Raw genomic sequence first — 23,536 nt, 5'->3', positions numbered from 1 at the left:
AACAACAACGACGACGGGAGGAAGACATGACCAAGATCGCTTTCGTGGGCCTTGGCAATATGGGCGGGCCGATGGCAGCCAATCTTGTGAAAGCCGGCCATGAGGTGCGCGGTTTCGACCTGTCGGAAGCCTCGGTGAAGGCGGCCGCCGAGACGGGCGTGAAGGCCGCCGGTGCGCTGGCGGAGGCGGTGCGCGATGCGGAATGCGTCATCACCATGCTACCGAAGGGGCAGCACGTCACGGCCGTGTGGACCGATCTCACCACGCTCATCCCCGAGGGCACTCTCGTCATCGACTGCTCGACCATCGACGTGGAAAGCGCCCGCAAGGCACATGAACTGGCGGATGTCATGAACTGCATCTCGCTCGATGCACCCGTCTCCGGTGGCACCGGCGGGGCCGCGGCCGGCACGCTCACCTTCATGGTCGGCGGTTCGGAAAAGGCGTTCGCCTTGGGCAGGCCGATCCTCGAGGCGATGGGAAAGAAGATCGTCCATTGCGGCGACGCCGGTGCCGGCCAGGCGGCAAAAATCTGCAACAACATGATATTGGGCATATCGATGATCGGCGTCTGCGAGGCATTTGGCCTCGCGGAAAAGCTCGGCCTTTCGCATCAGGCGCTGTTCGACGTCGCCTCCACCTCGTCAGGCCAATGCTGGTCGCTCACCACCTATTGCCCGGTGCCGGGTCCGGTGCCCACCTCGCCGGCGAATAACGACTACCGGCCGGGCTTTGCCGCGGCGCTGATGCTGAAGGACTTGACGCTGTCGCAGGAGGCCGCAAGACAGTCTGGCGCCGCCACGCCGCTCGGTGCCCACGCGGCCGAGCTTTATGCCGAGTTTGAAAGGACGGGACACGGCGCGGACGATTTCTCCGCCATCATCCAGATGCTGCGAGAGAAGGCGGGCCGGACGAGCTAGGCCGATTGATCAGGCCGGCGGCGTTTGTTTCCTCTGCGCAAAGGGAGTAAATTCCCGTCCTCTGGCCAATCGGTTCAGGGCTTGTGATGGAGGCAGACATGGGACGCCAATACATCGATTGCCGCGAATTTCCGAGCGAGATGAAATGCACCGTTGCGATCTCGGCGGACAACGCGGATGAACTCGTCAATGCAGCCGTGCAGCACGCCATTTCCGTGCATGGTCACCACGATACTCCGGAATTCCGCACGGAGATCAGGAAGGCTATCCACGAGATGGATGTCCCGCACGTCACCGCCTGACGATGCCGCGACAGGGCTTAGCCGAGACTCCCCGGTGCTGCCTCTTCCAACGAAGCAGCGCCGGTCTGGATGGCGCGCGAAAAGCTCCGCCGTTTATGGCGAATAATGGACAAAATTTCTAACCCCGTCACAAAGGAAAGTCCGCGGTTCCTCGCCGTTTGCTGGGCGTACCGGTAGTTTCACCGGCACAATCCAACACCGGAGACTTGCATGAACCGCCTCCTGATCCTCGGCACCGCGCTTATTGCTCCCTTGGCCGCGCTTTTTGTTACCCCCGCGCTGGCCCAGTCTCCGACGAAGCTGCTCAACGCCTCCTACGACGTTTCGCGCGAGCTGTTCGTCGCCGAGAACGAAGCCTTCATCAAGAGCCATCCGGGCGTCGCCATCGACCAGTCGCATGCCGGCACCTCGAAGCAGGCCCGTTCGATCGCCGAAGGCCTTGAAGCCGACGTCGTGACCTTCAACCAGTCGACGGACATCGATTTCCTCGCCAAACAAGGCTTCGTTGCCAAGGACTGGACCAAGGCATTCCCGAACAATGCCTCGCCCTTCTATTCCTTCCCGTCGTTCCTGGTGCGCGCCGGCAATCCGAAGAACATCAAGGATTGGGCCGATCTGGCTCGCGCTGACGTGCACGCCGTTTTCCCGAATCCGAAGACCTCCGGCAACGCCCGCTATACCTACCTCGCCGCCTACGCCTGGGCCAAGGAAGCCTATAAGGGCGACGAAGAGAAGATCGATGCCTATATCACCAAGATCTTCGACAACGTGCCGGTCTTCGATACCGGCGGCCGCGCCTCCACCACCACCTTCGTCGAGCGCGAAACCGGCGACGTGCTGATCACCTTCGAGGCGGAGACCCGCGGCATCGTCAAGCAGTACGGCGCCGACAAGGTCCAGAGCGTCATCCCGTCGGTCAGCCTGCTCGCCGAATTCCCGGTTGCGGTGGTCGACAAGGTTGCCAAGAAGCACGGCACCGAAGCCCTCGCAAAGTCCTATCTCGACTTCCTCTATACGGAAGAAGGCCAGCGGATCGCTGCCCAGTTCGGCCATCGCGTTCAGAACGAAAAGGTCGCTGGCGAATTCAAGGATCAGTTCCCGGCAATCCGCCTCGTCAAGGTCGATGACGTCTTCGGCGGCTGGGACAAGATCCAGAAGGACCACTTCGCCTCCGGCGGCACTCTCGACAAGCTGTACGGCAGCCGCTAAGCGCAGATTGAACTTCAACCAAGCCTCGCCCGGCGAACGAAAGTTCGCCGGGCTTTGCCGTGCAAAGAGGAAACGACCGCTTGAGACGCAATGTCCTGCCCGGGTTACGCCTGTCGCTGGGGGTGACGCTGTTTTATGTCGGGCTGATCGTGGTCCTGCCCTTGGCAGCTCTGGTCTTCAAGGCCGCGAGCCTCGGCCCGGAGGACTATTGGCGGATCGTCTCCTCGTCGCGGGCGCTCGCGAGTTACCGCGTCACCGTGCTCTCGGCGCTCGGCGCCACCGTCTTCAACCTGTTCTTCGGCCTGGCGCTCGCCTGGGTGCTGACACGCTATCGGTTCCCGGGCTGGCGGATCGTCGATGCCATGGTCGATCTGCCCTTCGCGCTGCCGACGGCAGTGGCCGGCATTGCCCTGACTGCGCTTTTCACCACCAACGGCTGGTTCGGTTCCATCCTTGCCGACCTCGGCATCAAGGTCGCCTATACGCCGCTCGGCATCATGATCGCGATGTGCTTCACCTCGCTGCCGTTCATCGTGCGCACCGTGCAGCCGGTGCTGGAAGATCTCGATCCGGCGCTGGAAGAGGCGGCGCAGTCGCTTGGCGGCTCGGACTGGGAGATTTTCCGCAAGGTCATCCTGCCGCTTCTGACCCCGGCGCTGCTCGCGGGCGTGTCGCTGTCCTTCGCCCGCTCGCTCGGTGAGTTTGGTGCGATCATCTTCATCGCCGGCAACCAGCCGATGTCGACGGAGATCACCGCACTTCTCGTCTTCATCCGGCTGGAGGAATACGACTACCAGGCCGCCGCCGCCATCGCCTCTGTGCTGCTGATTGCGGCCTTCGTCATGCTCGCGCTCACCAACTGGATGCAGTCGCGGGCGCTTCGCTACACGGTGAGGGGGTGACCATGGGCGCGACCCGTACCGGCAGAAAGCCGCCGCGCGTCGGCGACCAGCCGCTGTTCCGCCGGATGCTGATCGGCATCGTCCTGGTGATCGTCGCCCTGCTGATCGTCGCGCCGCTGGTGGTCATCGGCGTAGAGGCCTTCTCGAAGGGGTGGGCTGTCTATCGCGACACGATCATTCATCCGGATACCTTGCATGCGATCGGGCTCACGGTGTTTGCGGCGATCGTCGCCGTGCCGGTCAACACCGCTTTCGGTGTCGCAGCCGCTTGGTCGATCACCAAGTTCGACTTCTGGGGCAGGCGTTTCCTGCTGGTCGTCATCGAGATCCCGTTTTCGGTCTCGCCGATCGTTGCGGGTGTTGCCTATCTCTTCGTCTACGGCCTGCAGGGCGTCTTCGGTCCGACGCTGGACGAATACGGGGTCAAGATCCTGTTTGCGATCCCCGGCATCATCCTCGCCTCGATGTTCGTCACCGCCCCCTTCGTCGCCCGCGAACTGATCCCGCTGATGCAGGCGCAGGGCCGCGATCTTGAGGAAGCCGCCACCTCGCTCGGCGCGTCCGGCTGGCGGACCTTCTTCTCGGTCACGCTGCCGAACATCAAATGGGCGCTGCTTTACGGCGTCGTGCTCTGCAACGCCCGCGTCATGGGCGAGTTCGGCGCGGTCTCGGTCGTCTCCGGCAATATCCGCGGGCAGACCAATACGCTGCCGCTGCATATCGAGTTGCTCTATCACGACTACCAGGCGGCCGGCGCCTTTGCCGCGGCCTCCATCCTGGCGCTCATCGCCGTCTTCACCATCATCGCCAAGGTGGCGCTGGAGCGCCAGGGAGCCGGCCGCGTCCGTCGCCCGGCTCTGGTCGCCAATCCCGCGGAGAAAACCCAATGAAAATCCGCCTCGAAAACGTCGTCAAAACCTTCGAGACCTTTCGCGCCGTGCGGGATGTCTCGCTCACGATCGAAAGCGGCGAACTCGTCGCGCTGCTCGGCCCTTCCGGTTCCGGCAAGACGACCATCCTGCGCATGGTCGCCGGGCTCGAATATGCCGATGGCGGCCACATCTATTTCGGCGACCAGGACGCTACGGACATTCCGGTGCGCGACCGTGGGGTTGGTTTCGTCTTCCAGCATTACGCGCTGTTTCCGCACATGACGGTGGCGGAAAACATCGCCTTCGGCATGAAGGTCTCGAAAGTGAAGCGCGAGAAGGCGGCGATCGATGCGCGTGTCGTAGAGCTGCTGAGATTGGTGCGCCTGGACGGTCTCGGCGACCGGTTCCCGGCGCAGATTTCCGGCGGCCAGCGGCAGCGCGTGGCGCTGGCCCGGGCGCTGTCGGTCGATCCCAAGGTGCTGCTGCTCGACGAGCCGTTCGGCGCGCTCGACGCAAACGTGCGCCATGACCTGCGCCGCTGGCTGCGCGAAATCCACCGCGAACTCGGCATCACCACGATCTTCGTCACCCACGATCAGGAGGAGGCGCTGGATCTCGCCGATCGCGTCGTCATCCTCAAGGATGGCCACATCATCCAGCAGGGCACGGCGGAAGAAGTGTGTCGCAATCCGCAATCCGCCTTCGTGATGAAGTTCCTCGGCGATGCCAACGTACTCGCCGCAGAAGTCCGCGACGGCAAGGCCTATGCAAGCGGTGCTGCGATCGACGTTTCCGGCATTGCGGACGGCAAGGCGGAACTCTACGCCCGCCCCGCCGATCTCGACTGGTCCGCGCAGGGACCGGGCATTCCGGCGAGCATCACCCGCGTTCTCGACCGCCCTGACGGGCGGCGGGTGCTGGCGACCACCGAGACCGGCGAACAGCTGGAATTCGACGTCGAGCCGGAACGAGCAGTCAAGGCGGGCGAGGGCGGTTTTGTGACGCTGCGGCGGGCGAAGGTGTTTGCGCTGGGTTGATGGGTTTCTTCGACAAGCAGTAGATTTTGGCGACATGCGTCTGCGCCACCCCCTCATCCGACCCTTCGGGCCACCTTCTCCCCGCTGGGGAGAAGAGGTTATGAGGCACTGTCTCTGGCTCCTTCTCTACCGAAGAGGGAAAAGGCGCTGACGCCCCCGTTCATCCTCTCCCCTCGGGGAGAGGTCCGCCGAGCGTAGCGGAGGCGGGGTGAGGGGGCGGCGCCCGCAAACTTGGCCGAAAGGGCTCAAGCCAGAAGCTCGAACGCATCCTCGGCCAGCACCTCGCCATTGACGATCAGTTCCACCGAATGCCGGCCGGCGTAGTGCACGCGCGTCGTAAAGTCGCGGATGGCGCGGCTGATCGTGAGTTCGCAGCTCTCGCCGGCACCCAACGTGATCTCCTTCCACTTGAAGACCTTCTTCGACGTGCCGCCGGCCTTCTTCACGTAGTGGACCGCATAATCGACGACCAGCTTCTGCGGCGCCGACGCGGTCGACACCAGCCTGGCCGATATCTTCACCGCGCCGCCGAGTTTCAGCGACGACGGCGTCACCGCGAAACTGTCGATCTTTACTTCCGCCTTCTCGCCGGCGCCGAGATGGTGCAGCGCTTTCGCATCACCCTTCTTGATCAGCGTGCGCAGCGCCTGTTTGATGATCCAAACGGTGCGCGGGTCGTCCTTTGGCCAGTCGGTGATCCTGTCGAACACCCAGGCAGGGTGGTCCTTGGTGATGTCGTTCAGGTGGTTGGCGACGGATTTGCGCACGTAAAGGCTCGGATCGCTCTTCAGGTTTTCGAGGATCGGCGCGACAGGCGAGGGGTCGGCAATCAGTTCCTTCAGCTGGAACGACCAGGGCAGGCGCGGACGGCAGCCTTCGCTCGAAAGCCGGCGCACGTGCTCGTTGTCGTCCCGCGACCAGCGCTCCATCACTTTCAGCGTCCGGACGAGGTCCTTCAGGAGAAAATGCCGGATGGCGAATTCCGACGAGCCGAAGCGGGTGAAGAAGGCGAGCGCATCCATCGACAGGTCGAAATGGTCATGGCCATGGAGCGCCACATATTCCGGCAGCACGATGGAGGCAAAGCCGTGGTTGATGCGGGGTGCCAGTGCCCGCAGGATGTCGATATTGTTTTCGAACCCGCCCGGCAGGACCACGTGGTAGGCGATGGCGATCTGACGCAGGCGCTGCATGATGCTCAGATCGTCAAGACCGGCGGAAGTGAGCGTCAGAAAGCGTTCGCCATCGAAGCCGGGATGGATGGCCTTGGTCTCTGCCGCAAAATGCCGGAGGCGATCGCGGTTGAAGATTTCCTTCAGGAGCGGTGCTGCTTCAGTCTCGGCCATGGCGCTTCATCCGATGTTCACTGTTTGTTTTTCTTGGTATTTGACTCGAATGACGCGGGCAAGCGCAAACGAAAACGCCGGCCGGTGCAGGGGCACCGACCGGCGTCGAGAGCTCAGTTCGAAAAATCTTCAGATCAGCTCATCTGGCTGACGAAGCGGGTTTCGAGATAGGCTTCGGTGGCTTCCGAGCCGCCTTCCGTGCCGTAGCCAGAGTCCTTGATGCCGCCGAACGGGACTTCCGGCAGGGCAAGGCCGTTGTGGTTGATGGTCAGCATGCCGGCTTCCACCTGGCGGCTGAGCGCATGGGCGGTCTTGACCGAGCCGGTGAAGGCGTAGGAGGCGAGGCCGAAGGGCAGGCGGTTGGCTTCCGCGATCGCATCGTCGTAGTGCGAGAAGCGGTTGATGATCGCGATCGGGCCGAAGGGCTCGTCGTTCATGATCTTCGCCGAGGTCGGCACTTCGGAGAGCACCGTCGGCTCGAAGAAGTGGCCCTTGTTGCCGATGCGGTGGCCGCCGGTCTTCAACTCGCCGCCATGGGTGATGGCGTCCTGAATCAAAGCCTCCATGGCCGGGATGCGGCGCTCGTTGGCGAGCGGACCCATGGTCACGCCGTCTTCCAGGCCGTTGCCGACCTTGATCGCCTGTGCCGCCTTGACGAAACCGGCGGTGAACTTGTCGGCGATACCGTCCTGCACGAGGAAGCGGGTCGGGGCAACGCAGACCTGGCCGGCATTGCGGAATTTCGACATGGCGGTGACTTCGATCGCCTTTTCGAGATCGGCATCGTCGAAGATCATCACCGGCGCATGACCGCCGAGTTCCATGGTGGCGCGCTTCATGTGCTTGCCGGCAAGGGCGGCCAGATGTTTGCCGATCGGGGTGGAGCCGGTGAACGAAATCTTGCGGATGACCGGATGCGGGATCAGGTATTCGGAAATCTCGGCCGGAATGCCGTAGACGAGGTTGACGACGCCGGCGGGTACGCCGGCATCGATGAAGGCGCGGATCAGTTCGGCCGGCGAGGCGGGCGTTTCTTCAGGCGCCTTGACGATGATCGAGCAACCAGTCGCAAGGGCTGCGGAGAGCTTGCGGACCACCTGGTTGAGCGGGAAGTTCCAGGGCGTGAAGGCGGCGACAGGGCCGACCGGCAGCTTGATCGCCATCTGCGAGACGCCGCTCATGCGGGCCGGGATGATCTGGCCATAGGTGCGGCGGGCTTCTTCTGCGAACCAGTCGATCGTGTCGGCTGCGCCCATGACTTCCATCTTCGATTGGGCGAGCGGCTTGCCCTGTTCGCGGGTCATGTAATAGGCGATCTGGTCGACGCGCTGGCGCAGCAGGTCGGCAGCCTTGCGCATCAGCTTCGAACGGTCGAAGGGCGAGGTGTCGCGCCAGATCTTGAAACCCTTTTCGGCGGCTTCCAGCGCCAGGTCCAGGTCCGCCTTGCGGGCATGGGCTATTTTCCCGATCACTTCTTCCGTCGCGGGATCGGAAACATCGATGGTTTCGCCGCCGATGGCATCGCGCCATTCGCCGTTGATGAAAAGCTTGACGTCGGGATAGCTGTGCATGGTGTCCACTTTCATTTCAAGGCTGGATACGCCGTTTTAAGGCGTTGGGAGAGGATCCGGGAATATCGGGTTCTGACCTAAAATAATTGACAGCAACAATCAACGTTGCTCTTCTTAGAGATAGGGTGGCGTGCAGGCACTTACCACCTCGCAGCGCTCGGTTCCGACATTACGATATCGGTGCGGCTGACGGCTGTCGAAGAGGAAGGCGTCGCCCTTTTTGAGGATGCGCGTCTGGCTGCCGACGGTCAGTTCCAGTTCGCCGGCGACGACCACGCCGCCTTCTTCCGCCTCATGCTGCAGCATGGTCTCGCCAGTATCGGCGCCGGGCTCGTAGAACTCGTGGAAAATCTGGACGCTGTGGGATTTGGCGTCGCCGACCTGCAGCAGCGTCAAAGCGCCGGTCGAAAGCGGCGTCAGTTCATCGGCGCGGTAGAACACTTGGTCGACCGGCGGCAGCGTCAGCGCAAAGAAGTCGGTCAGCGGATAGTTGATTGCTTCGAGGATCTTCTTCAGCGAGGCGACCGAAGGGCTCACCTTGTTCTTCTCGATCAGCGAGACCAGGGAATGGGTGACGCCCGCCTTGACCGCCAGCGCCCGCTGCGACAGGCCGTGCTGCTTGCGCACCAGACAAAGACGCTCGCCGACATTGAAGCCGCCACCGGCTCCTTCCGCCGAATTCTCCATGGCGTGCATTCTTCAAAACGACCTTTGTTTCATTTCCTCGCCGCCGATCACGGCAGCGTTTCACTGATACACCGAAGGCGGGAATTTCTCCAATGACGAAAAACGGCGCGGTTGGTGAGTGGATGCAAATTTTTTCGGCGGGATGTCGGATTAGCGAAAGCCCGTGCGTCTTTAAGATATGGTCGCCATCGACGACCGCGCAACCAGGATTGAAAAGGGAGAAATGCAATGGCGAAGAACACGATCTGCTTATGGTTCGACAAGGACGCCGAGGAGGCTGCCCGCTTCTATGCCGAGACTTTTCCGGATAGCGCGGTTGGCGCCGTAATGCGCGCGCCCGGCGATTATCCGGACGGCAAGCAGGGGGACGTGCTGGTGGTGGAATTCACCGTTGCCGGAGTGGCATGCATCGGCCTGAACGGCGGCCCGACCTTCAAGCACAACGAAGCGTTTTCCTTCCAGATTTCGACCGAGGACCAGGAAGAGACCGATCGCTACTGGAACGCCATCGTCGGTAACGGCGGTCAGGAAAGCGAATGCAGCTGGTGCAAGGATAAATGGGGTATCTCCTGGCAGATCACGCCGCGTGTCCTCATTGAAGCCCTGGCTGTCGGCGGCGGCGAGGCGAAACGTGCCTTCGAGGCGATGATGACCATGAAGAAGATCGACGTCGCGGCAATCGAAGCTGCCCGGCGGGGCTAGGGGAGACAACCAATGGACAAAGACGTGAGCAATGGCCGCACGGCGGTCGAACGGCGGTCCGAGCGGGAACTCGTCGTGACGCGCAGCTTCGACGCCCCGGTTCGCCTCGTGTTCGATGCATGGACCAAGCCCGAATTGTTCAAGCTGTGGTGGGCGCCCAAATCCAGCGGGGTCCCGCTTCTCGCCTGCGAGATGGATGCCCGTGCCGGAAGGGGTTATAGCGTCACGTTCGGACATGACGCCGCAAGCTCCATGACCTTCTTCGGAAAATATCTCGAAGTATCGCCGCCCTCGCGCCTCGTCTGGACCAATGACGAAAGCGAAAACGGCTCCGTCACCACGGTCAGCTTCGAGGAGGAGGAAGGCGGCAGGACGCTGCTGGTCCTGCATGAGCTCTATCCTTCCAGGGAAGCGGCCGACGAATCCTGCGCCGGCATGGAAGGTGCGATGCCCGAACAGTTCGGGCAGCTGGATGAACTTCTCGTCACCCTGGGCACGAGGGCCTAAACCCACGATCGCTGGTTTGGCCGAAACGCGGAAATAAGAAGGCCCGGCGCGCTGGAAAGCGGCCGGGCCGGTTTGTCGAAAAGGCGAAACGCTCTCTTAGAAAAACGCCTGAATGCCCGTCTGCGCGCGGCCGAGGATCAGGGCGTGGACGTCGTGGGTGCCTTCGTAGGTGTTGACCGTCTCCAGGTTCTGCGAATGGCGCATGACGTGGTACTCGATCTGGATGCCGTTGCCGCCGTGCATGTCGCGGGCTTGCCTTGCGATATCCAGCGCCTTGCCGCAATTGTTGCGCTTGACGATCGAGATCATTTCCGGGGCCATCTTGTGCTGGTCCATCAGCTGGCCGACGCGGAGCGAAGCCTGGAGGCCGAGGGTGATTTCCGTCTGCATGTCGGCGAGCTTCTTCTGGTAGAGCTGCATGCCGGCGAGCGGCTTGCCGAACTGCTTGCGGTCAAGACCGTACTGGCGGGCGCGGAACCAGCAGTCTTCGGCAGCCCCCATGACGCCCCAGGAAATGCCGTAGCGGGCGCGGTTGAGGCAGCCGAAGGGGCCCTTGAGACCCGAAACGTTCGGCAGGATCGCATCCTCGCCGACCTCGACGCTGTCCATGACGATCTCGCCGGTGATCGAGGCGCGCAACGACAGTTTTCCGCCGATCTTCGGGGCGGAAAGGCCCTTCATGCCCTTTTCGAGCACGAAGCCGCGGATCTCGTTGTTGTGGGCTTCCGACTTCGCCCAGACGACGAAGACGTCGGCGATCGGCGCGTTGGAAATCCACATCTTCGAGCCACGCAGGCGATAACCGCCTTCGATCTTTTCGGCGCGGGTCTTCATGCCGCCCGGATCGGAACCGGCATCCGGCTCGGTCAGTCCGAAACAGCCGATCAGTTCGCCGGAAACGAGGCCGGGCAGATACTTCTTTTTCTGCTCGTCGGAGCCGTAGGCGAAGATCGGATAGATGACCAGCGAGGACTGCACGCTCATCATCGAGCGGTAGCCGCTGTCGATACGTTCGATCTCGCGGGCGACGAGGCCGTAGGCGACGTAGGAAGCGTTTGCGGCGCCGTATTCTTCCGGCAGCGTCACGCCGAGCAGGCCGGTCTGGCCCATCAGCTTGAACAGGCCCTTGTCGGTCGTCTCGTCGAGATAGGCTTCCTGGACGCGCGGCAGGAGTTCGGCCTTGGCGAAGGCGGCCGCCGCGTCACGGATCATCCGCTCCTCTTCGGTCAGCTGGTCTTCAAGAAGAAAGGGATCGTTCCAGGAAAAAGCCATGGGTCGCGCCTCCGGTTTGAAATCGGGCAATTTGAAGTTTGAAGAATTATCGCCAGCGGCAGGCGAAGAGCAAGCACCGTTTACTCATCAAGCCATGATCTATAGTAATACGCCATGGTCAGCCTCTCGCGAAAACTGCTCCCCTCCACCTCCGCGCTCGCGGCCTTCGATTCCGTCGCCCGGCTCGGCAGTTTCTCAGGCGCGGCGGAAGAGCTGTCGCTGACGCAAGGGGCGATCAGCCGGCAGGTTTCCGGCCTGGAGGAGCAGTTGGGCATCCAGCTTTTCGACCGTACCAGCCGCGGCGTCAGCCTCACTTCGGCCGGTGCCGATTATGCCAAGGCGGTCGCCAACGCGCTGTCACAGATCCGCTCGGCCTCGCTGCAGGTCATGACCAAACGGCATAGTGACCAGTTGAACCTCGCGATCCTGCCGACTTTCGGTACCCGCTGGCTGATGCCACGCATCCCGCAATTCGTCGCCCGGCATCCGGAAATCACCCTCAATTTCGCCACCCGTATCGGGGTCTTCGATTTCGATCGCGACGGCATCGACATGGCGATCCACATAGGGCAGCCGGACTGGCCGGGGGCGGAGTGCACCTTCCTGATGGAGGAAATGGTGGCGCCGGTCTCATCGCCGGCATTCCTTGCCTCGCACCCGATCAAGAAGGCCGAGGACCTGATGCGCCTGCCGCTGCTGCACATGGCTTCGCGGCCGGGCGCCTGGAACCACTGGTTCGAAAGCCTTGGCATCGGCGGCACGCCTTCGCAGGGAATGCGTTTCGAACAGTTCGGCAACGTCGCCCAGGCCTGTATCGCGGGCCTCGGCGTTGCGCTGATGCCGCTCTTCCTGATCGATTCGGAACTGGCGAGCGGCCAGCTTGTGGAAGCGTACCCGCATCAGGTGACGAGCCCCAGCGCCTATTATGCGGTGGCGCCGCTCAGCAAGGTGGATTTCCGGCCGGTGGTGGCTTTTCGGGCGTGGTTGATCGAGGAGATCGGCCGGTATCGGGAAGAAGTTGTGGGGTGGTAGAGCAGGTGCGAGGAGCCCCTCCCCCTTGTGGGGAGGGGTTGGGGAGGGGACTTCACCCGATGTAAAAACCCCTCCCGCCTGCCGGCCACCCTCCCCACAAGGGGGAGGGTTAAACACGCCGCACCCGTCTCGCCTACAGCCTCGGCCGCATGTCCAACCAATCGGTCGCGGCCTCATAGCCAAGCGCAATCTCCAGCACCGCCTTGTCGGCGCGCGGGCGGCCGATGATCTGGATGCCGGTGGGCAGGCCGTTTGCGCCAAAGCCGGCGGGCATGGCGGCGACCGGCAGGCCGGCCATCGAGGCCGGGACCACCACTTCCATCCAGCGGTGATAGGTGTCCATCGTCCGGCCGCCGATCGCCTTCGGCCAATGGGTTTCCGCATCGAAGGGGAAGACCTGGGCGGACGGCAGGATCAGATAATCGTACTGGCCGAACACGGTCAGCAGGTATTGATACCAGGCACTGCGGCGTTTCGAGGCGAAATGCACCTCGCGCGCCGTCATGTCGAGCCCGCGCTCGATTTCCCAGATGATCTCGGGCTTCATCTTGGCGCGCTTTTCCGGATCGTCGTAGTTGTCGCGCATGCCGCTCGCGGCGAGCCAGCTGCGCAGCGTCGTCCAGGAGCGCCAGAGGTCGTCCATGTCGAAGTCCGGAACGAACTCGTCCACCGCGCAGCCGATCCGTTCGAAGACCGGAAGCGTCGCGCGGCAGAGTTCCAGCACGCCGGGTTCGAAAGGCAGGTAACCGCCGAGATCGCCGAGCCAGGCGATGCGGGCGCCTGAAAAGTCGCGTCCTTCCTGCGGCGTCAGGTCCTCGGTCGGCAGGGATAGCGGATCGCGCGGATCGTAACCGGCCTGGGTCGAAAGCAGGGCGGCGACATCGCGCACCGTGCGGCCCATCGGTCCCAGGACGGAGAGCTGGCCCATGAAGTTCTCGAGCTTCAGGGAGGAGGGGACGCGGCCGAAACTCGGGCGGAAACCGACGACGTTGTTGAAAGCTGCGGGGTTGCGCAGCGAGCCCATCATGTCGCCGCCATCCGCGACCGGCAGGAGATGGGCCGAAAGGGCCGCCGCCGCGCCGCCGCTTGAGCCGCCGACCGTCTTGGTCAGGTCGTAGGGGTTCCTGGTGATACCGTGCACCGGATTGTAGCTTTGCGAGCCGAGCCCCTGTTCCGGCGTGTTGGTCTTGCCGATGATGATCGCGCCGGCCGCGCGAATGCGCTCGACCATCACCTCGTCCTTCTCAGGCACGAAATCGGCAAAGATCGGCGAGCCATAGGTGCAGCGGATGCCCTTCACTTCGCAGAGATCCTTGATGGCAATCGGCATGCCATGCATCCAGCCGCGCGATTTGCCTGAGGCAAGCTCTGTGTCGCGTTCCCTGGCCTCGGCCAGAAGCTCTTCCCGGCTGCGCAGGCTGACAATCGCGTTGATCGCGGGATTGAGCCTGTCGATGCGTGCGAGATAGGCCGTCATCACTCCGGCGCAGGAGGTCCGGCCATCATGGATCGCTTCCGAAAGTGCTGTCGCGGAAAGGCCGGTTATCTCGTCGTCCTGCATCACTGCTTCCTCATGAATACCCGAGGATTTCCACAGGTCGGGGCTAGGAAGTCAAGGCCACATGTGGGGATATCCGGGCTGGCATTTACAAACGACTCGACAAAAGCCGTTGATCAAAGTATTCATGCTTAAACGTTTAATCAGAGCATGATATGGCTTCACCCCGTCCCGGACCGAACATGAGCGCCATCGCTGCCGCCCTCGGCGTGTCAGCGGCGACCGTGTCGAATGCGCTGTCCGGCAAGGGGCGCGTGTCGCCGGAGCTTATCGAGAAGGTGCGGGCCAAGGCAAGCGAGCTCGGTTATGTGCCGAGCCTGACCGCCCGGGCGTTGCGCACCGGCCGCACCGGCGTACTCGGGCTTGTCCTCCCGGATATCGCCAACCCGCTTTTCCCGCAGATCGCCCAGGCGATCGAGAACGCCGCCTCGAATGCCGGCTACGGCGTGCTCATCGCCGACTCCCGCGGCGATATCGCGGCGCAGACCGAGGCGATCGGCCGGCTTCTGGAACGCGGGGTCGACGGCATGGTCATCGTGCCCCGGCGCGGCACGCGGATCGCCGATGTCGGCTGCCCGGTTGCCGTCATCGATACGCCTTCCACGCCCGGCAATACCGTTTCGGCCGACCATTGGGAGGGCGGCAGCCAGATGGGCCGCCATCTTGCGGAGCTTGGCCATCGCAAGGTGCTGCTGATCGGCACCAGCGCCTCCTCGAACGTGCAGAACGACCGCATCGGCGGGCTGAAGGCCGGCCTCGGCGCGCTGGTCGAATGCGATACGATGTGGATCGAGAAAGTCGAGGCGGCTTCGGGCGAAGGCTGCCCGCTCGGCCTTGCGGACAAGGCGGCGGCTGGTTTCACGGCCTTTGCGGCTGTCTCCGATCTTTCGGCGCTTCGGGCGCTGACGGAACTGCAGCGCGCCGGCATCGGCGTGCCGGAAACGGTCAGCGTCACCGGTTTCGACGATCTCATCTGGTCGGCGGTGGTCACGCCGGCGCTCACCACGGTACGCATGGACATGGCGACGATCGCCGATCTGGCGATTGCCGCGCTCATCCGCGCGATCGAGCCCGAGGGGGAGGCCGAGAACGGAGCCGAGGAGGTTTCGACCGGCAACGTTATCTCCGAGACGGACCGCGTCCCGATGCAGCTCATCGTGCGCCAGTCGACGGCCGCCCCGCATGCCGGCCGCACACCGAATTTGCATGCCCCAACCCTCAACAAGCCGACAGCAGGAGAAATCACATCATGAACAAGGTCATTCTTGCGTCGGGCGCCGCCCTGATGCTCGCCATGGGTGCCGCGCAGACCCCGGCGCTTGCCCAGGAAAAGACGCTGACGATTTCCGTCTATGCGCTGGCCCAGGACGAATACAAGCAGATCGTCTACGATCCCTTCCAGAAGATCTGCGGCTGCAAGCTGGTCGTCGAGACCGGCAACAGCGTCGAGCGCCTCGCCAAGATGGAGGCCAACAAGGCCAATCCCGTCATCGACATGGCCGTCATCTCGATGGCGGATGCGCTCGCTGCCTCGCGCGCCGGCCTGATCGACAAGGTCGACACCTCGAAGATTTCGAATTTCGGCAAGCTCTATGACATTGCCAAGGATCCGAACGGCGACGGCATGAGCGTCGGGTACACGTTCTATGCCACCTCGATCGCCTATCGTTCCGACAAGATGAAGATCGATAGCTGGGCCGATCTGCTGAAACCGGAATATGCAAGCCATGTCGCATGGCCGAACGTCACCACCAACCAGGGCCCGCCGGCGCTCTATATGCTCGGCCTGGCGCTTGCCAAGGACACCCCGGACCTCGCAGCCCCGATCGCAGCGGTTGGCGCCAAGAAGGGCGAGATCGTCACCTTCTACGAAAAGTCGTCGCAGCTGGTGCAGCTGATGCAGCAGGAAGAAATCTGGGCAGCGCCGATCGGCCGCTTCACCTGGGCTCCCTTCACCAAGCTCGGCTTCCCGATCGCCTGGGCCATGCCGAAGGAAGGCCAGACGGGCGGCATGAACGTCATGACCGTCACCAAGGGTTCCAAGAACCGCGACCTCGCGCTGCAGTTCATGGATTTCTGGCTCTCGACCGAAGTCCAGACCAAGCTTGCCGAAAAGCTGATCGACAGCCCGTCCAACAAGGACGTCAAGCTTTCCGAAGCGCTCGCCAACAACCTCACCTATGGCGAGGAAACGGCAAAGAGCCTGAAGCTGATCCCGTCCGCCGTCGCACTCGACAACCGTGCCGGCTGGATCAAGACCTGGAACGAGAAGGTCGGCCAGTAAGGGTCAACGCAACCACGGAATAGCCTCCCAAGGCTGAGGGATGCGGGCAGCGCGCCAATGCCTGTCCGCATCCCGACTCATTGAACAGGATCGAACCACCATGTTCCAGAACAGGGCTGAAGCGCTGGCACTTGCGCTGCCGGCCGCGATCTTCGCGGCGGCGGTGTTTCTCGTGCCTGTCGTGATCCTGCTGTCGGATGGATTTCGCAGCCCCGTAGGCGGTTGGACGATTTCCGCCTATACGGACTTCTTCTCCAATTCGCTGAACCAGACGGTCTTCCTGCGCACGCTGAGGCTCGGCGCCCTCGTTACCATCGCCTCGGCCGTGATCGGTTATGCGGCGGCGTTCGCGATCGTCAGCCTGGAACCCGGCGCCAAGGGCAAGGTCACTGGCCTCGTGGTGCTGCCGCTGATGATCTCGCCTGTCGCCCGCACCTATGCCTGGATCGTCATCCTCGGCCGCACCGGCATCGTCAACCAGGCTTTCCAGGCCCTCGGCATCACGGAGGCGCCGCTACGCATCCTGTTCTCCGAGACAGCTATTTTCATCGGCCTGCTGCAGCTTTTCCTGCCGCTGATGATCATCTCGTTGATCTCGGCGCTGGAAAACATGCCGAAGGATGCCATTCCGGCGGCCCGCGTGCTCGGCGCCAACTGGTTCCAGGTATTTTGGAAGGTCATCCTGCCGCTCACCAAGGAAGGCCTCGTGATCGGTGGCACGCTGGTCTTTACCGGTTCGCTGACCGCCTATATCACTCCCGCGATCCTCGGCGGTTCCAAGGTGCTGATGCTCGAAACGCTGCTCTACCAGCAGGTTGCGGTCTCCAACAATTTCGTCGCTGCGAGCGTCATTGCCTTCATCCTGATCGTCATGAGCTTTGCCGCCAACATCCTTCTCAAGCGGGTCGCCACGGCGCGCAACAAGCAGAGGAGCCAAGCATGACGCTGCGCAGCCTCTTCATCCCGATCACGCTCCTCCTGGTGATCGCCTTCCTGATCGGGCCGTTCCTGATCATCGTCGCGGCCTCCTTCTCGGCGGGTGAGACACTAGCCTTCCCGCCGCAGGGATTTTCGCTGCGCTGGATCGCCAAGGTCTTCACGGTCGAAAGTTTCCGCGCCTCGTTCGGCATGTCGCTGTTTTTGGCGATCGGCGGCACGGCGGCGGCGCTTGTTCTCGGCATCCCGGCCTCCTATGCGCTATCGCGCTACAAGCTGCCGGGGGCGGAGATCGTCCGCACCATCGTCTCGGCGCCGATCATCGTGCCGGGCATCATCGTCGGCCTGGCGCTGCTGCGCTACATCGTCGTGCCGTTCCAGGTCGGGATCACGCTGGCGCTGTTCCTCGCCCATACGGCGCTGGTTCTGCCCTATGCGGTTCGGGTCGTCTCCGCCAGCCTCGACAACCTGCGCTCCGACATCGAGGAAGCGGCAGTGCTGCTCGGCTCCTCGCGGCTCGGCGCCTTCTTCCGGGTGGTGATGCCGAACATCCGTGGCGGCATCATGTCGGCCTTCATCCTCGGCTTCGTCACCAGCTTCAACCAGGTGCCGGTATCGCTGTTCCTCTCGGGGCCAGGCGTGCGCACCCTGCCGGTCGACATGATCGCCTATATGGAAATCGTCTTCGATCCTTCCGTCGCAGCGCTCTCGTCGCTGCTCGCCTTCCTCTCCATCGGCATCGTTTTTATTGCCGAACGTTTCCTGGGGTTCTCCCGCTATGTCTGATGCGTCCTATCTCTCGCTCGAAAAGCTGACGCTCGCCTATGGCGATTCCGTCGCGGTCGCCAACCTCGATCTCGATATCCGCAAAGGCGAGCTGATCGCGCTGCTCGGCCCCTCCGGCTGCGGTAAGACGACGACGATGCGGGCCATCGCCGGCCTGCTGGCGGTGAAGAGCGGCCATGTGCGCCTCGACGGCGCCGACATTACCCGGGTGCCGGCCAACAAACGCGCCGTCGGCCTGATGTTCCAGTCCTACGCGCTCTTCCCGCATCTCTCCGTCTACGAGAACGTCGCCTTCGGGCTGAAGCTCAAGGGCATGCGCGGCACCGAACTCGAGACCAAGGTCCAGTCCGGCTTGAAATCCGTCGGACTGTCGGCCTTCGCCAACCGCAAGCCGGCCGAACTTTCCGGCGGCCAGCAGCAGCGCGTGGCGCTCGCCCGTTCGATGGTGATGGAACCGAAGGTGCTGCTGCTCGACGAGCCGCTGTCGAACCTCGACGCCCGCCTGCGGCTCGAAATGCGCACGGAGCTGCAGCGCGTCCAGAAGGAAACCGGCGTGACGATGATCTTCGTCACCCACGACCAGGCCGAAGCTTTGGCGCTCGCCGACCGTATTGTGGTCATGAAGAGCGGTAAGATAGAGCAGATCGGTTCGCCGGAAGACATCTACAACCGCCCGACATCGTCCTTTGTTGCGGACTTCGTCGGGTTCGAAAACATTTTCCCGCTCGAAAACGGAAAGATGAAGACCAGTGCCGGTCTCATCGACCTTTCAGGCGACGTTTCCAGCGGGGCCCCTTCAGCGGCGGGCCTTGCCTGGCGGCCGCGTATGGTGACCCTGGGGACAGGTCCTTTCCAGGGCACCGTGCGCGGTACATCCTTTGCCGGCGATGCACGGGAATACCTGCTCGACAGCTCCTTCGGTCCGATCAAGGCCGAGGTGGAGGCGAGCCAGCCGGCGCATGCGCTGGGCGATGCTCTTGCCTTCGATCTGCCGGTCGAAAAGGCCGCGCCGCTCTCGCGATTCGTGTAGGATCCGCCGACATGGGTATCTGGATCGACACGGACATGGGTTTCGACGACATCGCTGCGATCATGGTCGCAGCGCATGCGGGGCTCGGCGTCGACGGCGTTTCGCTGGTCTTCGGCAACGCGCCTATCGAGCATGTTCGCCGCAATGCAGCCGGCGCGGCCTCCGCTTTCGTCTGGCCGTTCCCAGTCCACGCCGGACGCGCTGCACCGGTGCTGGCTAAAATAGAGACTGCGACAAGTATATTAGGCCAGACCGGTATCCCGACCGTGGGCCGGGCCTTGCCCGAAGCGCCGGATGCATTTCATACAGATGCCTTCGAAGCGCTCTGTTCCTGGCTCGAAAAGGGCAAAGGTGATGGTGAAGAGGGGGGCGAACGCCGCATCATGGCGCTTGGACCGCTCACCAATGTCGCGGCGGCGGCGCTCGCCCGGCCGGATCTTGCAGCCAAGATCACCGATCTCACCTGGATGGGCGGCGGGGTCACCACCGGCAATCATACCGCATCCGCGGAGTTCAACGCCTTTGCCGATCCGGAAGCGTTGGCGATTGTGCTCGCCCACAAGATCCCGTTGCGGATGGTCGATCTCGATCTCTGCCGCAAGGTGCTCTGCGCGCCGGATGACGTCGCGCCGATACGGGCTGCCGGCGGGCGCAATGCGGAACTGGTTGCCGATCTTCTCGCCGGGTTCGTGGCGATCGCCACCAGCCGCGGACGTCCGGCCATGGCGCTCTACGATGCGGTCGCCGCCGTCGCCTTGGCCTTTCCGGAACATGTCACCTGGCGCGAGGCGCGCATCGATGTCGAACTGTCCGGCACGCTGACGCGCGGCCGCACCGTGGTCGAGACGCGCACCGGCCGGGGCGAATTCAATGCGGCCTATGGCGTCGATATCGACGTCGGGAAAGCGAGAACCATCATTCTTGAAACACTGCGGGCAGAGGCAAGCTGGTGAAGAGTATCATCTCGAGCGTACAGGAATTCACCGAACCGGGCTTGCGTGACCGCGCCGTCACCGCGGCACGCGGCGATGCGCCGTTCGACATCCTGATATCGGGCGGCACGCTGGTCGACATGGTGACGGGCGAGCTACGCCCGGCCGATATCGGCCTCGTCGGGCCGGTAATCGCCAGCGTCCATGAGACCGGCTCCCGCTCGGATGCCGCGGAGATCATCAACGCGACGGGCACGTTCATCTCGCCCGGCCTCATCGACACGCATATGCATATCGAAAGTTCGATGGTGACGCCGGCGACCTATGCGGGCGCCGTGCTGCCGCGCGGGGTGACGACCGTCGTCTGGGACCCGCATGAATTCGGCAATGTCCACGGGACCGAAGGTGTGGCCTGGGCGCTCGAAGCGGTGAAGCCGCTGCCGCTGCGTGCCGTCGTTCTGGCACCGTCCTGCGTGCCGTCGGCGCCCGGCCTCGAAATGGCCGGCGCTGATTTCGACGCGGCGACGATCGAGGAAATGCTGTTCTGGCCGAAGATCGGCGGGCTTGCCGAGGTCATGAACATGCGCGGCGTCATCGACCGCGATCCGCGCATGAGTGGCATCGTGCAGGCGGCGCTGGTGTCCGAAAAGCTGGTCTGCGGCCATGCCCGCAGCCTCGTCGGGCCGGATCTCGCAGCCTTCATGGCGTCGGGCATTACTTCCGACCACGAGCTCGTCTCCGGCGCCGACCTGATGGCCAAGCTGCGGGCGGGGCTGACCATCGAGATGCGCGGATCCCACGATCACCTGTTGCCGGAATTCGTCGAGGCGCTCAACGCGCTTGGCCGCCTGCCGCAGACGGTGACGCTCTGCACCGACGACGTCTTTCCGGACGACCTCGTTCAGGGCGGCGGCCTCGACGACGTGGTGCGCCGGCTGGTGCGTTACGGCATGAAACCGGAATGGGCTCTGCAGGCGGCGACGCTCAATGCTTCCGTCCGCATCGGCCGCGCCGATCTCGGCCTGATCGCCGCCGGTCGCCGGGCCGATATCGTCCTCTTCGAGGATCTCACGGATTTCCGCGCCCGCCATGTCTTTGCCAGCGGCACGCTGATCGCGCGTGACGGCGTCATGACGGTCGGACTCCATGCGACCGATCCCTGCGTCCTGCAGGATTCGGTCAAGCTCAAGCCGCTTCAGGCGGAAGATTTCAAACTGCCCGCAAAGGGCCGCAAAGTCAGGCTCGCGACGATCGACCGTCCGCGCTTCACGAACTGGGGGCAGACGGATGCGGATGTCGTCGATGGTTACGTGGTACCCCCGGAGGGCACGACGTTAGTCGCCGTGACCCACCGCCACGGCCGGGCCGACAGCCGCACCCGTCTTGGGTTCTTGACCGGTTGGGGCAAGTGGAAGGGCGCATTCGCCACCACGCTTGCCCATGACAGCCACAACCTCACCGTCTTCGGGTCCGACCCGGCCGACATGGCGGCTGCCGCAAATGCGGTGATCGAGGCTGGCGGCGGCATGGCGGTGGCAACCGGCGGCAAGGTCGAAGCCCTGTTGCCGCTGCCGCTTTCCGGCCTCGTCTCGGAGGCGCCGATGGCGGAAGTGGCCGAAGGTTTCCGGAAAATCCGCGCCGCCATGGACGGTCTCGTCGATTGGCAGCCGCCCTATCTCGTGTTCAAGGCCTGTTTCGGCGCGACCCTTGCCTGCAATCCCGGCCCGCACCAGACCGATCGCGGCATTGCCGACGTTGCCACCGGCACGCTATTGGAATCGCCGATCCTCGAAATTTTCGAATAGGAAAAGCGAATGCAGCCGCATGATTTCTGGCAGGACGTCCATCCGGCAGGGTCGTTCGATCGGGCGGGGCCGTTTTCCGGCTTCTTCCCGGCGACGCTCGATGACGGCAGCCAGATCAGGCTGCCGATCCGGCCGCTTGCAGACGGGGAGCACGCGCTTGCCTCTTTGATCATCAACCAGGCGAGTTTCGATGTGCAGGACGCGCTTGCCGCTGATCTTGCGCCGAAGATCGCGGCCTTTCGCCCGGAAGTCATCGTCGGCCTGCCGACTTTGGGCCTGACGCTTGCCGCTGCCGTCGCCCGCGCGCTCGGCCACCTGCGTTATGTGCCGCTCGGGACCTCACGAAAATTCTGGTACGACGAGAACCTGTCGGTACCGCTCTCCTCGATCACTACACCCGAACAGCAGAAGCGCCTCTATGCCGATCCCCGGATGCTGCCGCTGATAAAGGGCAGGCGCGTGGCGCTGATCGACGACGTGATTTCCAGCGGCACCTCGATCGTCTCCGGGCTGACGCTGATGGCCTCGCTCGGCATCGAGCCGGTGGTCATCGGTGCGGCCATGCTGCAATCGGAGCGCTGGCACGACAAGCTCGATGCGTTCGGTATCGAGTGGCGGCCACGTGTGACAGGCGTTTTCAGGACCCCGATGCTGAAGAAGGCGGGCGAGGCGAGCTGGATGGCCTGACGCGTTTTCCGGCTTGCGAAAGAGGAGCGGCGGGCTAGGATCGCCGCATTGCTCACCTTGGAACTTTCACAAGACAATCGGGAATAAACTTCATGGAACTGGTGTTCGACGGCCATAACGACGTGCTCCTGCGGCTCTGGCGGAACATGAAGGCGGGCGGCGATCCGGTTGCGGAATTTGCCAAGGGCACGCCAGGCGGCCATATCGACGGGCCGCGCGCCAAGGCCGGCGGTCTCGCTGGCGGGCTCTGCGCCATCTATATCCCGTCCGGCGAACTGGTTCTGAAGGAACCCGATCAGAACGGCCATTACGTCACGCCGTTATCCGTCCCGCTCGATCATCTTCCGTCGCTGACGACCGCGCTCGAAATGGCGTCGATTGCGCTCCGCCTCGACCGCGCTGGCGCCTGGCAGCTCTGCCGTTCGACCGCCGACATCCGCAAGGCGATGGACGACGGCCGTTTCGCCGCCGTCATGCACATGGAAGGCTGCGAGGCGATCGATGCGGATCTCGACAACCTCGAAGTCTTCCACGCCGCCGGCCTGCGTTCGCTTGGGCCCGTCTGGAGCCGCCACAACATCTTCGGCCATGGCGTGCCTTTCGCCTATCCGATGTCGCCGGATACCGGACCGGGCCTCACCGACCATGGCTTCGAGCTGGTGAAGGCCTGCAACACGCTCGGCATCCTGATCGATCTCGCCCACATCACCGAGAAGGGGTTCTGGGATGTCGCCAGGACCTCCAACCAGCCGCTGATCGCCAGCCATTCGAACGCGCATGCGCTGACGCCGGTCGCCCGCAACCTCACCGACCGCCAGCTCGACGCGGTCAAGGAGAGCGACGGTCTCGTCGGTCTCAACTATGCGGTGACCATGCTGCGCCCCGACGGGCGCGACAATGTCGCCACGCCGCTTTCGGACATGGTGCGTCATATCGACCACATGGTGCAACGCATGGGCATCGACCACGTGGCGCTCGGATCGGACTTCGACGGCGCCTCGATTCCCGAAGAAATACATGATGCTGCGGGCAATCAAAATCTGGTTGCGGCGCTCAAGGGAGCGGGCTACGCTGACGCAGAGCTGAAAAAGCTATGCCGGGAAAACTGGCTCAGAGTTTTGGGGAAGGCCTGGCACGAATAGGCTTCTTTCCAAAGGTC

The 23,536-nt window shown here is 63.3% G+C and carries 23 protein-coding genes; 18 read left to right on the top strand and 5 right to left on the bottom strand.

The annotated features are described in order from the left end of the window. Window positions 1-26 precede the first annotated feature (26 nt). The 6 genes from mmsB to ACSQ3G_RS15410 all read left to right on the top strand — a co-directional run bounded on the left by mmsB (window position 27) and on the right by ACSQ3G_RS15410 (window position 5,242). Complete coding sequence (gene mmsB / locus ACSQ3G_RS15435; protein ID WP_436110646.1) at window positions 27-920, top strand: 3-hydroxyisobutyrate dehydrogenase; 894 nt, start codon at window positions 27-29, stop codon at window positions 918-920. Window positions 921-1,018: 98 nt separating this feature from the next. Continuing rightward, window positions 1,019-1,222 (top strand): DUF1059 domain-containing protein, encoded by a 204-nt coding sequence (locus ACSQ3G_RS15430; protein WP_046666497.1) that lies wholly within the window; start codon window positions 1,019-1,021, stop codon window positions 1,220-1,222. 210 nt (window positions 1,223-1,432) lie between these two features. Then, window positions 1,433-2,431: a thiosulfate ABC transporter substrate-binding protein CysP gene (gene cysP, locus ACSQ3G_RS15425; protein WP_105400032.1), complete on the top strand. Its 999-nt coding sequence runs from the start codon at window positions 1,433-1,435 to the stop codon at window positions 2,429-2,431. 80 nt (window positions 2,432-2,511) lie between these two features. After that, window positions 2,512-3,333: a sulfate ABC transporter permease subunit CysT gene (gene cysT / locus ACSQ3G_RS15420; RefSeq protein ID WP_046634406.1), complete on the top strand. Its 822-nt coding sequence runs from the start codon at window positions 2,512-2,514 to the stop codon at window positions 3,331-3,333. Between the two features lie 2 nt (window positions 3,334-3,335). Further along, window positions 3,336-4,223 carry a sulfate ABC transporter permease subunit CysW gene (gene cysW / locus ACSQ3G_RS15415; protein WP_436110645.1) on the top strand — a complete coding sequence of 296 codons (888 nt, stop codon included), beginning with the start codon at window positions 3,336-3,338 and terminating at the stop codon, window positions 4,221-4,223. Beyond that, entirely contained in the window at window positions 4,220-5,242 is a 1,023-nt protein-coding gene (locus ACSQ3G_RS15410) for a sulfate/molybdate ABC transporter ATP-binding protein (RefSeq protein ID WP_436110644.1), read from the top strand. Before cysW ends, ACSQ3G_RS15410 begins: the two co-directional genes overlap by 4 nt. A 245-nt stretch (window positions 5,243-5,487) precedes the next feature. Here the strand turns inward: ACSQ3G_RS15410 and ACSQ3G_RS15405 are convergent, their stop codons facing one another. From ACSQ3G_RS15405 to ACSQ3G_RS15395, 3 genes are all read right to left on the bottom strand, one after another. After that, window positions 5,488-6,588, bottom strand: a complete 1,101-nt coding sequence (locus ACSQ3G_RS15405) for a DNA alkylation repair protein (RefSeq protein ID WP_436110643.1) — start codon at window positions 6,586-6,588, stop codon at window positions 5,488-5,490. Between the two features lie 134 nt (window positions 6,589-6,722). Next, window positions 6,723-8,159, bottom strand: coding sequence for an NAD-dependent succinate-semialdehyde dehydrogenase (locus ACSQ3G_RS15400; RefSeq protein ID WP_038589985.1), 1,437 nt, complete (start codon window positions 8,157-8,159; stop codon window positions 6,723-6,725). Between the two features lie 114 nt (window positions 8,160-8,273). Then, window positions 8,274-8,855 (bottom strand): cupin domain-containing protein, encoded by a 582-nt coding sequence (locus ACSQ3G_RS15395; protein WP_105439581.1) that lies wholly within the window; start codon window positions 8,853-8,855, stop codon window positions 8,274-8,276. A gap of 219 nt (window positions 8,856-9,074) precedes the next feature. Between ACSQ3G_RS15395 and ACSQ3G_RS15390 the strand changes: the two genes are divergently transcribed. Both ACSQ3G_RS15390 and ACSQ3G_RS15385 read left to right on the top strand, forming a co-directional pair. Further along, window positions 9,075-9,548: a VOC family protein gene (locus tag ACSQ3G_RS15390; RefSeq protein ID WP_046634416.1), complete on the top strand. Its 474-nt coding sequence runs from the start codon at window positions 9,075-9,077 to the stop codon at window positions 9,546-9,548. Between the two features lie 12 nt (window positions 9,549-9,560). Further along, window positions 9,561-10,055: an SRPBCC family protein gene (locus tag ACSQ3G_RS15385; RefSeq protein WP_436110642.1), complete on the top strand. Its 495-nt coding sequence runs from the start codon at window positions 9,561-9,563 to the stop codon at window positions 10,053-10,055. 96 nt (window positions 10,056-10,151) lie between these two features. Here ACSQ3G_RS15385 and ACSQ3G_RS15380 read toward each other — a convergent pair whose 3' ends face one another. Continuing rightward, a complete protein-coding gene (locus tag ACSQ3G_RS15380; RefSeq protein WP_436110641.1) occupies window positions 10,152-11,327 on the bottom strand; it encodes an acyl-CoA dehydrogenase in 1,176 nt (391 codons plus the stop codon). Between the two features lie 114 nt (window positions 11,328-11,441). On the opposite strand from ACSQ3G_RS15380, the gene ACSQ3G_RS15375 reads away from it, so the two are divergent. Further along, on the top strand, window positions 11,442-12,359 hold the full coding sequence (locus tag ACSQ3G_RS15375; RefSeq protein ID WP_436110640.1) for a LysR family transcriptional regulator: 918 nt from the start codon (window positions 11,442-11,444) through the stop codon (window positions 12,357-12,359). Window positions 12,360-12,492: 133 nt separating this feature from the next. On the opposite strand, the gene ACSQ3G_RS15370 is transcribed toward ACSQ3G_RS15375, so the two are convergent. Beyond that, window positions 12,493-13,920, bottom strand: a complete 1,428-nt coding sequence (locus tag ACSQ3G_RS15370) for an amidase (protein WP_436110639.1) — start codon at window positions 13,918-13,920, stop codon at window positions 12,493-12,495. A gap of 152 nt (window positions 13,921-14,072) precedes the next feature. Here ACSQ3G_RS15370 and ACSQ3G_RS15365 point away from each other — a divergent pair, with 152 nt between their 5' ends. The 9 genes from ACSQ3G_RS15365 to ACSQ3G_RS15325 all read left to right on the top strand — a co-directional run bounded on the left by ACSQ3G_RS15365 (window position 14,073) and on the right by ACSQ3G_RS15325 (window position 23,519). Further along, the gene (locus tag ACSQ3G_RS15365; protein ID WP_436110638.1) at window positions 14,073-15,170 is read left to right on the top strand and encodes a LacI family DNA-binding transcriptional regulator; all 1,098 of its coding nucleotides are present in this window, start codon (window positions 14,073-14,075) and stop codon (window positions 15,168-15,170) included. After that, window positions 15,167-16,201, top strand: a complete 1,035-nt coding sequence (locus ACSQ3G_RS15360; protein WP_436110637.1) for an ABC transporter substrate-binding protein — start codon at window positions 15,167-15,169, stop codon at window positions 16,199-16,201. The genes ACSQ3G_RS15365 and ACSQ3G_RS15360 overlap by 4 nt, the downstream gene beginning before the upstream one ends. A 100-nt stretch (window positions 16,202-16,301) precedes the next feature. Continuing rightward, complete coding sequence (locus ACSQ3G_RS15355; protein WP_436110636.1) at window positions 16,302-17,144, top strand: ABC transporter permease; 843 nt, start codon at window positions 16,302-16,304, stop codon at window positions 17,142-17,144. Continuing rightward, window positions 17,141-17,923 (top strand): ABC transporter permease, encoded by a 783-nt coding sequence (locus ACSQ3G_RS15350; RefSeq protein WP_046608344.1) that lies wholly within the window; start codon window positions 17,141-17,143, stop codon window positions 17,921-17,923. The genes ACSQ3G_RS15355 and ACSQ3G_RS15350 overlap by 4 nt, the downstream gene beginning before the upstream one ends. Next, on the top strand, window positions 17,916-18,953 hold the full coding sequence (locus ACSQ3G_RS15345; RefSeq protein ID WP_436110635.1) for an ABC transporter ATP-binding protein: 1,038 nt from the start codon (window positions 17,916-17,918) through the stop codon (window positions 18,951-18,953). The genes ACSQ3G_RS15350 and ACSQ3G_RS15345 overlap by 8 nt, the downstream gene beginning before the upstream one ends. An 11-nt stretch (window positions 18,954-18,964) precedes the next feature. Further along, window positions 18,965-19,906 (top strand): nucleoside hydrolase, encoded by a 942-nt coding sequence (locus tag ACSQ3G_RS15340; protein WP_436110634.1) that lies wholly within the window; start codon window positions 18,965-18,967, stop codon window positions 19,904-19,906. Beyond that, entirely contained in the window at window positions 19,903-21,690 is a 1,788-nt protein-coding gene (locus ACSQ3G_RS15335) for an adenine deaminase (protein WP_436110633.1), read from the top strand. The genes ACSQ3G_RS15340 and ACSQ3G_RS15335 overlap by 4 nt, the downstream gene beginning before the upstream one ends. Before the next feature lie 9 nt (window positions 21,691-21,699). After that, entirely contained in the window at window positions 21,700-22,377 is a 678-nt protein-coding gene (locus ACSQ3G_RS15330) for a phosphoribosyltransferase (protein WP_436110632.1), read from the top strand. Window positions 22,378-22,469: 92 nt separating this feature from the next. Further along, a complete protein-coding gene (locus tag ACSQ3G_RS15325) occupies window positions 22,470-23,519 on the top strand; it encodes a dipeptidase (protein ID WP_436110631.1) in 1,050 nt (349 codons plus the stop codon). Window positions 23,520-23,536 lie beyond the last annotated feature (17 nt).

It is taken from the genome of Neorhizobium tomejilense, from assembly GCF_964254135.1.
In the GTDB taxonomy this organism is placed as follows: Bacteria; Pseudomonadota; Alphaproteobacteria; order Rhizobiales; family Rhizobiaceae; genus Neorhizobium; species Neorhizobium tomejilense.
Note: the sequence above shows the minus strand (reverse complement) of the source record. Positions and strands in the feature narration are given on the sequence as shown.

Coding starts and splice junctions, on each gene's coding strand:
- ACSQ3G_RS15385 (WP_436110642.1), top strand. CDS start 9,561: ATGGACAAAGACGTGAGCAATGGCCGCACGGCGGTCGAACGGCGGTCC.
- ACSQ3G_RS15345 (WP_436110635.1), top strand. CDS start 17,916: ATGTCTGATGCGTCCTATCTCTCGCTCGAAAAGCTGACGCTCGCCTAT.
- ACSQ3G_RS15410 (WP_436110644.1), top strand. CDS start 4,220: ATGAAAATCCGCCTCGAAAACGTCGTCAAAACCTTCGAGACCTTTCGC.
- ACSQ3G_RS15390 (WP_046634416.1), top strand. CDS start 9,075: ATGGCGAAGAACACGATCTGCTTATGGTTCGACAAGGACGCCGAGGAG.
- ACSQ3G_RS15355 (WP_436110636.1), top strand. CDS start 16,302: ATGTTCCAGAACAGGGCTGAAGCGCTGGCACTTGCGCTGCCGGCCGCG.
- ACSQ3G_RS15405 (WP_436110643.1), bottom strand. CDS start 6,588: ATGGCCGAGACTGAAGCAGCACCGCTCCTGAAGGAAATCTTCAACCGC.
- ACSQ3G_RS15350 (WP_046608344.1), top strand. CDS start 17,141: ATGACGCTGCGCAGCCTCTTCATCCCGATCACGCTCCTCCTGGTGATC.
- ACSQ3G_RS15330 (WP_436110632.1), top strand. CDS start 21,700: ATGCAGCCGCATGATTTCTGGCAGGACGTCCATCCGGCAGGGTCGTTC.
- ACSQ3G_RS15395 (WP_105439581.1), bottom strand. CDS start 8,855: ATGCACGCCATGGAGAATTCGGCGGAAGGAGCCGGTGGCGGCTTCAAT.
- ACSQ3G_RS15430 (WP_046666497.1), top strand. CDS start 1,019: ATGGGACGCCAATACATCGATTGCCGCGAATTTCCGAGCGAGATGAAA.
- cysW (WP_436110645.1), top strand. CDS start 3,336: ATGGGCGCGACCCGTACCGGCAGAAAGCCGCCGCGCGTCGGCGACCAG.
- ACSQ3G_RS15400 (WP_038589985.1), bottom strand. CDS start 8,159: ATGCACAGCTATCCCGACGTCAAGCTTTTCATCAACGGCGAATGGCGC.
- ACSQ3G_RS15360 (WP_436110637.1), top strand. CDS start 15,167: ATGAACAAGGTCATTCTTGCGTCGGGCGCCGCCCTGATGCTCGCCATG.
- ACSQ3G_RS15380 (WP_436110641.1), bottom strand. CDS start 11,327: ATGGCTTTTTCCTGGAACGATCCCTTTCTTCTTGAAGACCAGCTGACC.
- ACSQ3G_RS15365 (WP_436110638.1), top strand. CDS start 14,073: ATGGCTTCACCCCGTCCCGGACCGAACATGAGCGCCATCGCTGCCGCC.
- ACSQ3G_RS15325 (WP_436110631.1), top strand. CDS start 22,470: ATGGAACTGGTGTTCGACGGCCATAACGACGTGCTCCTGCGGCTCTGG.
- ACSQ3G_RS15340 (WP_436110634.1), top strand. CDS start 18,965: ATGGGTATCTGGATCGACACGGACATGGGTTTCGACGACATCGCTGCG.
- ACSQ3G_RS15375 (WP_436110640.1), top strand. CDS start 11,442: ATGGTCAGCCTCTCGCGAAAACTGCTCCCCTCCACCTCCGCGCTCGCG.
- cysP (WP_105400032.1), top strand. CDS start 1,433: ATGAACCGCCTCCTGATCCTCGGCACCGCGCTTATTGCTCCCTTGGCC.
- ACSQ3G_RS15370 (WP_436110639.1), bottom strand. CDS start 13,920: ATGCAGGACGACGAGATAACCGGCCTTTCCGCGACAGCACTTTCGGAA.
- mmsB (WP_436110646.1), top strand. CDS start 27: ATGACCAAGATCGCTTTCGTGGGCCTTGGCAATATGGGCGGGCCGATG.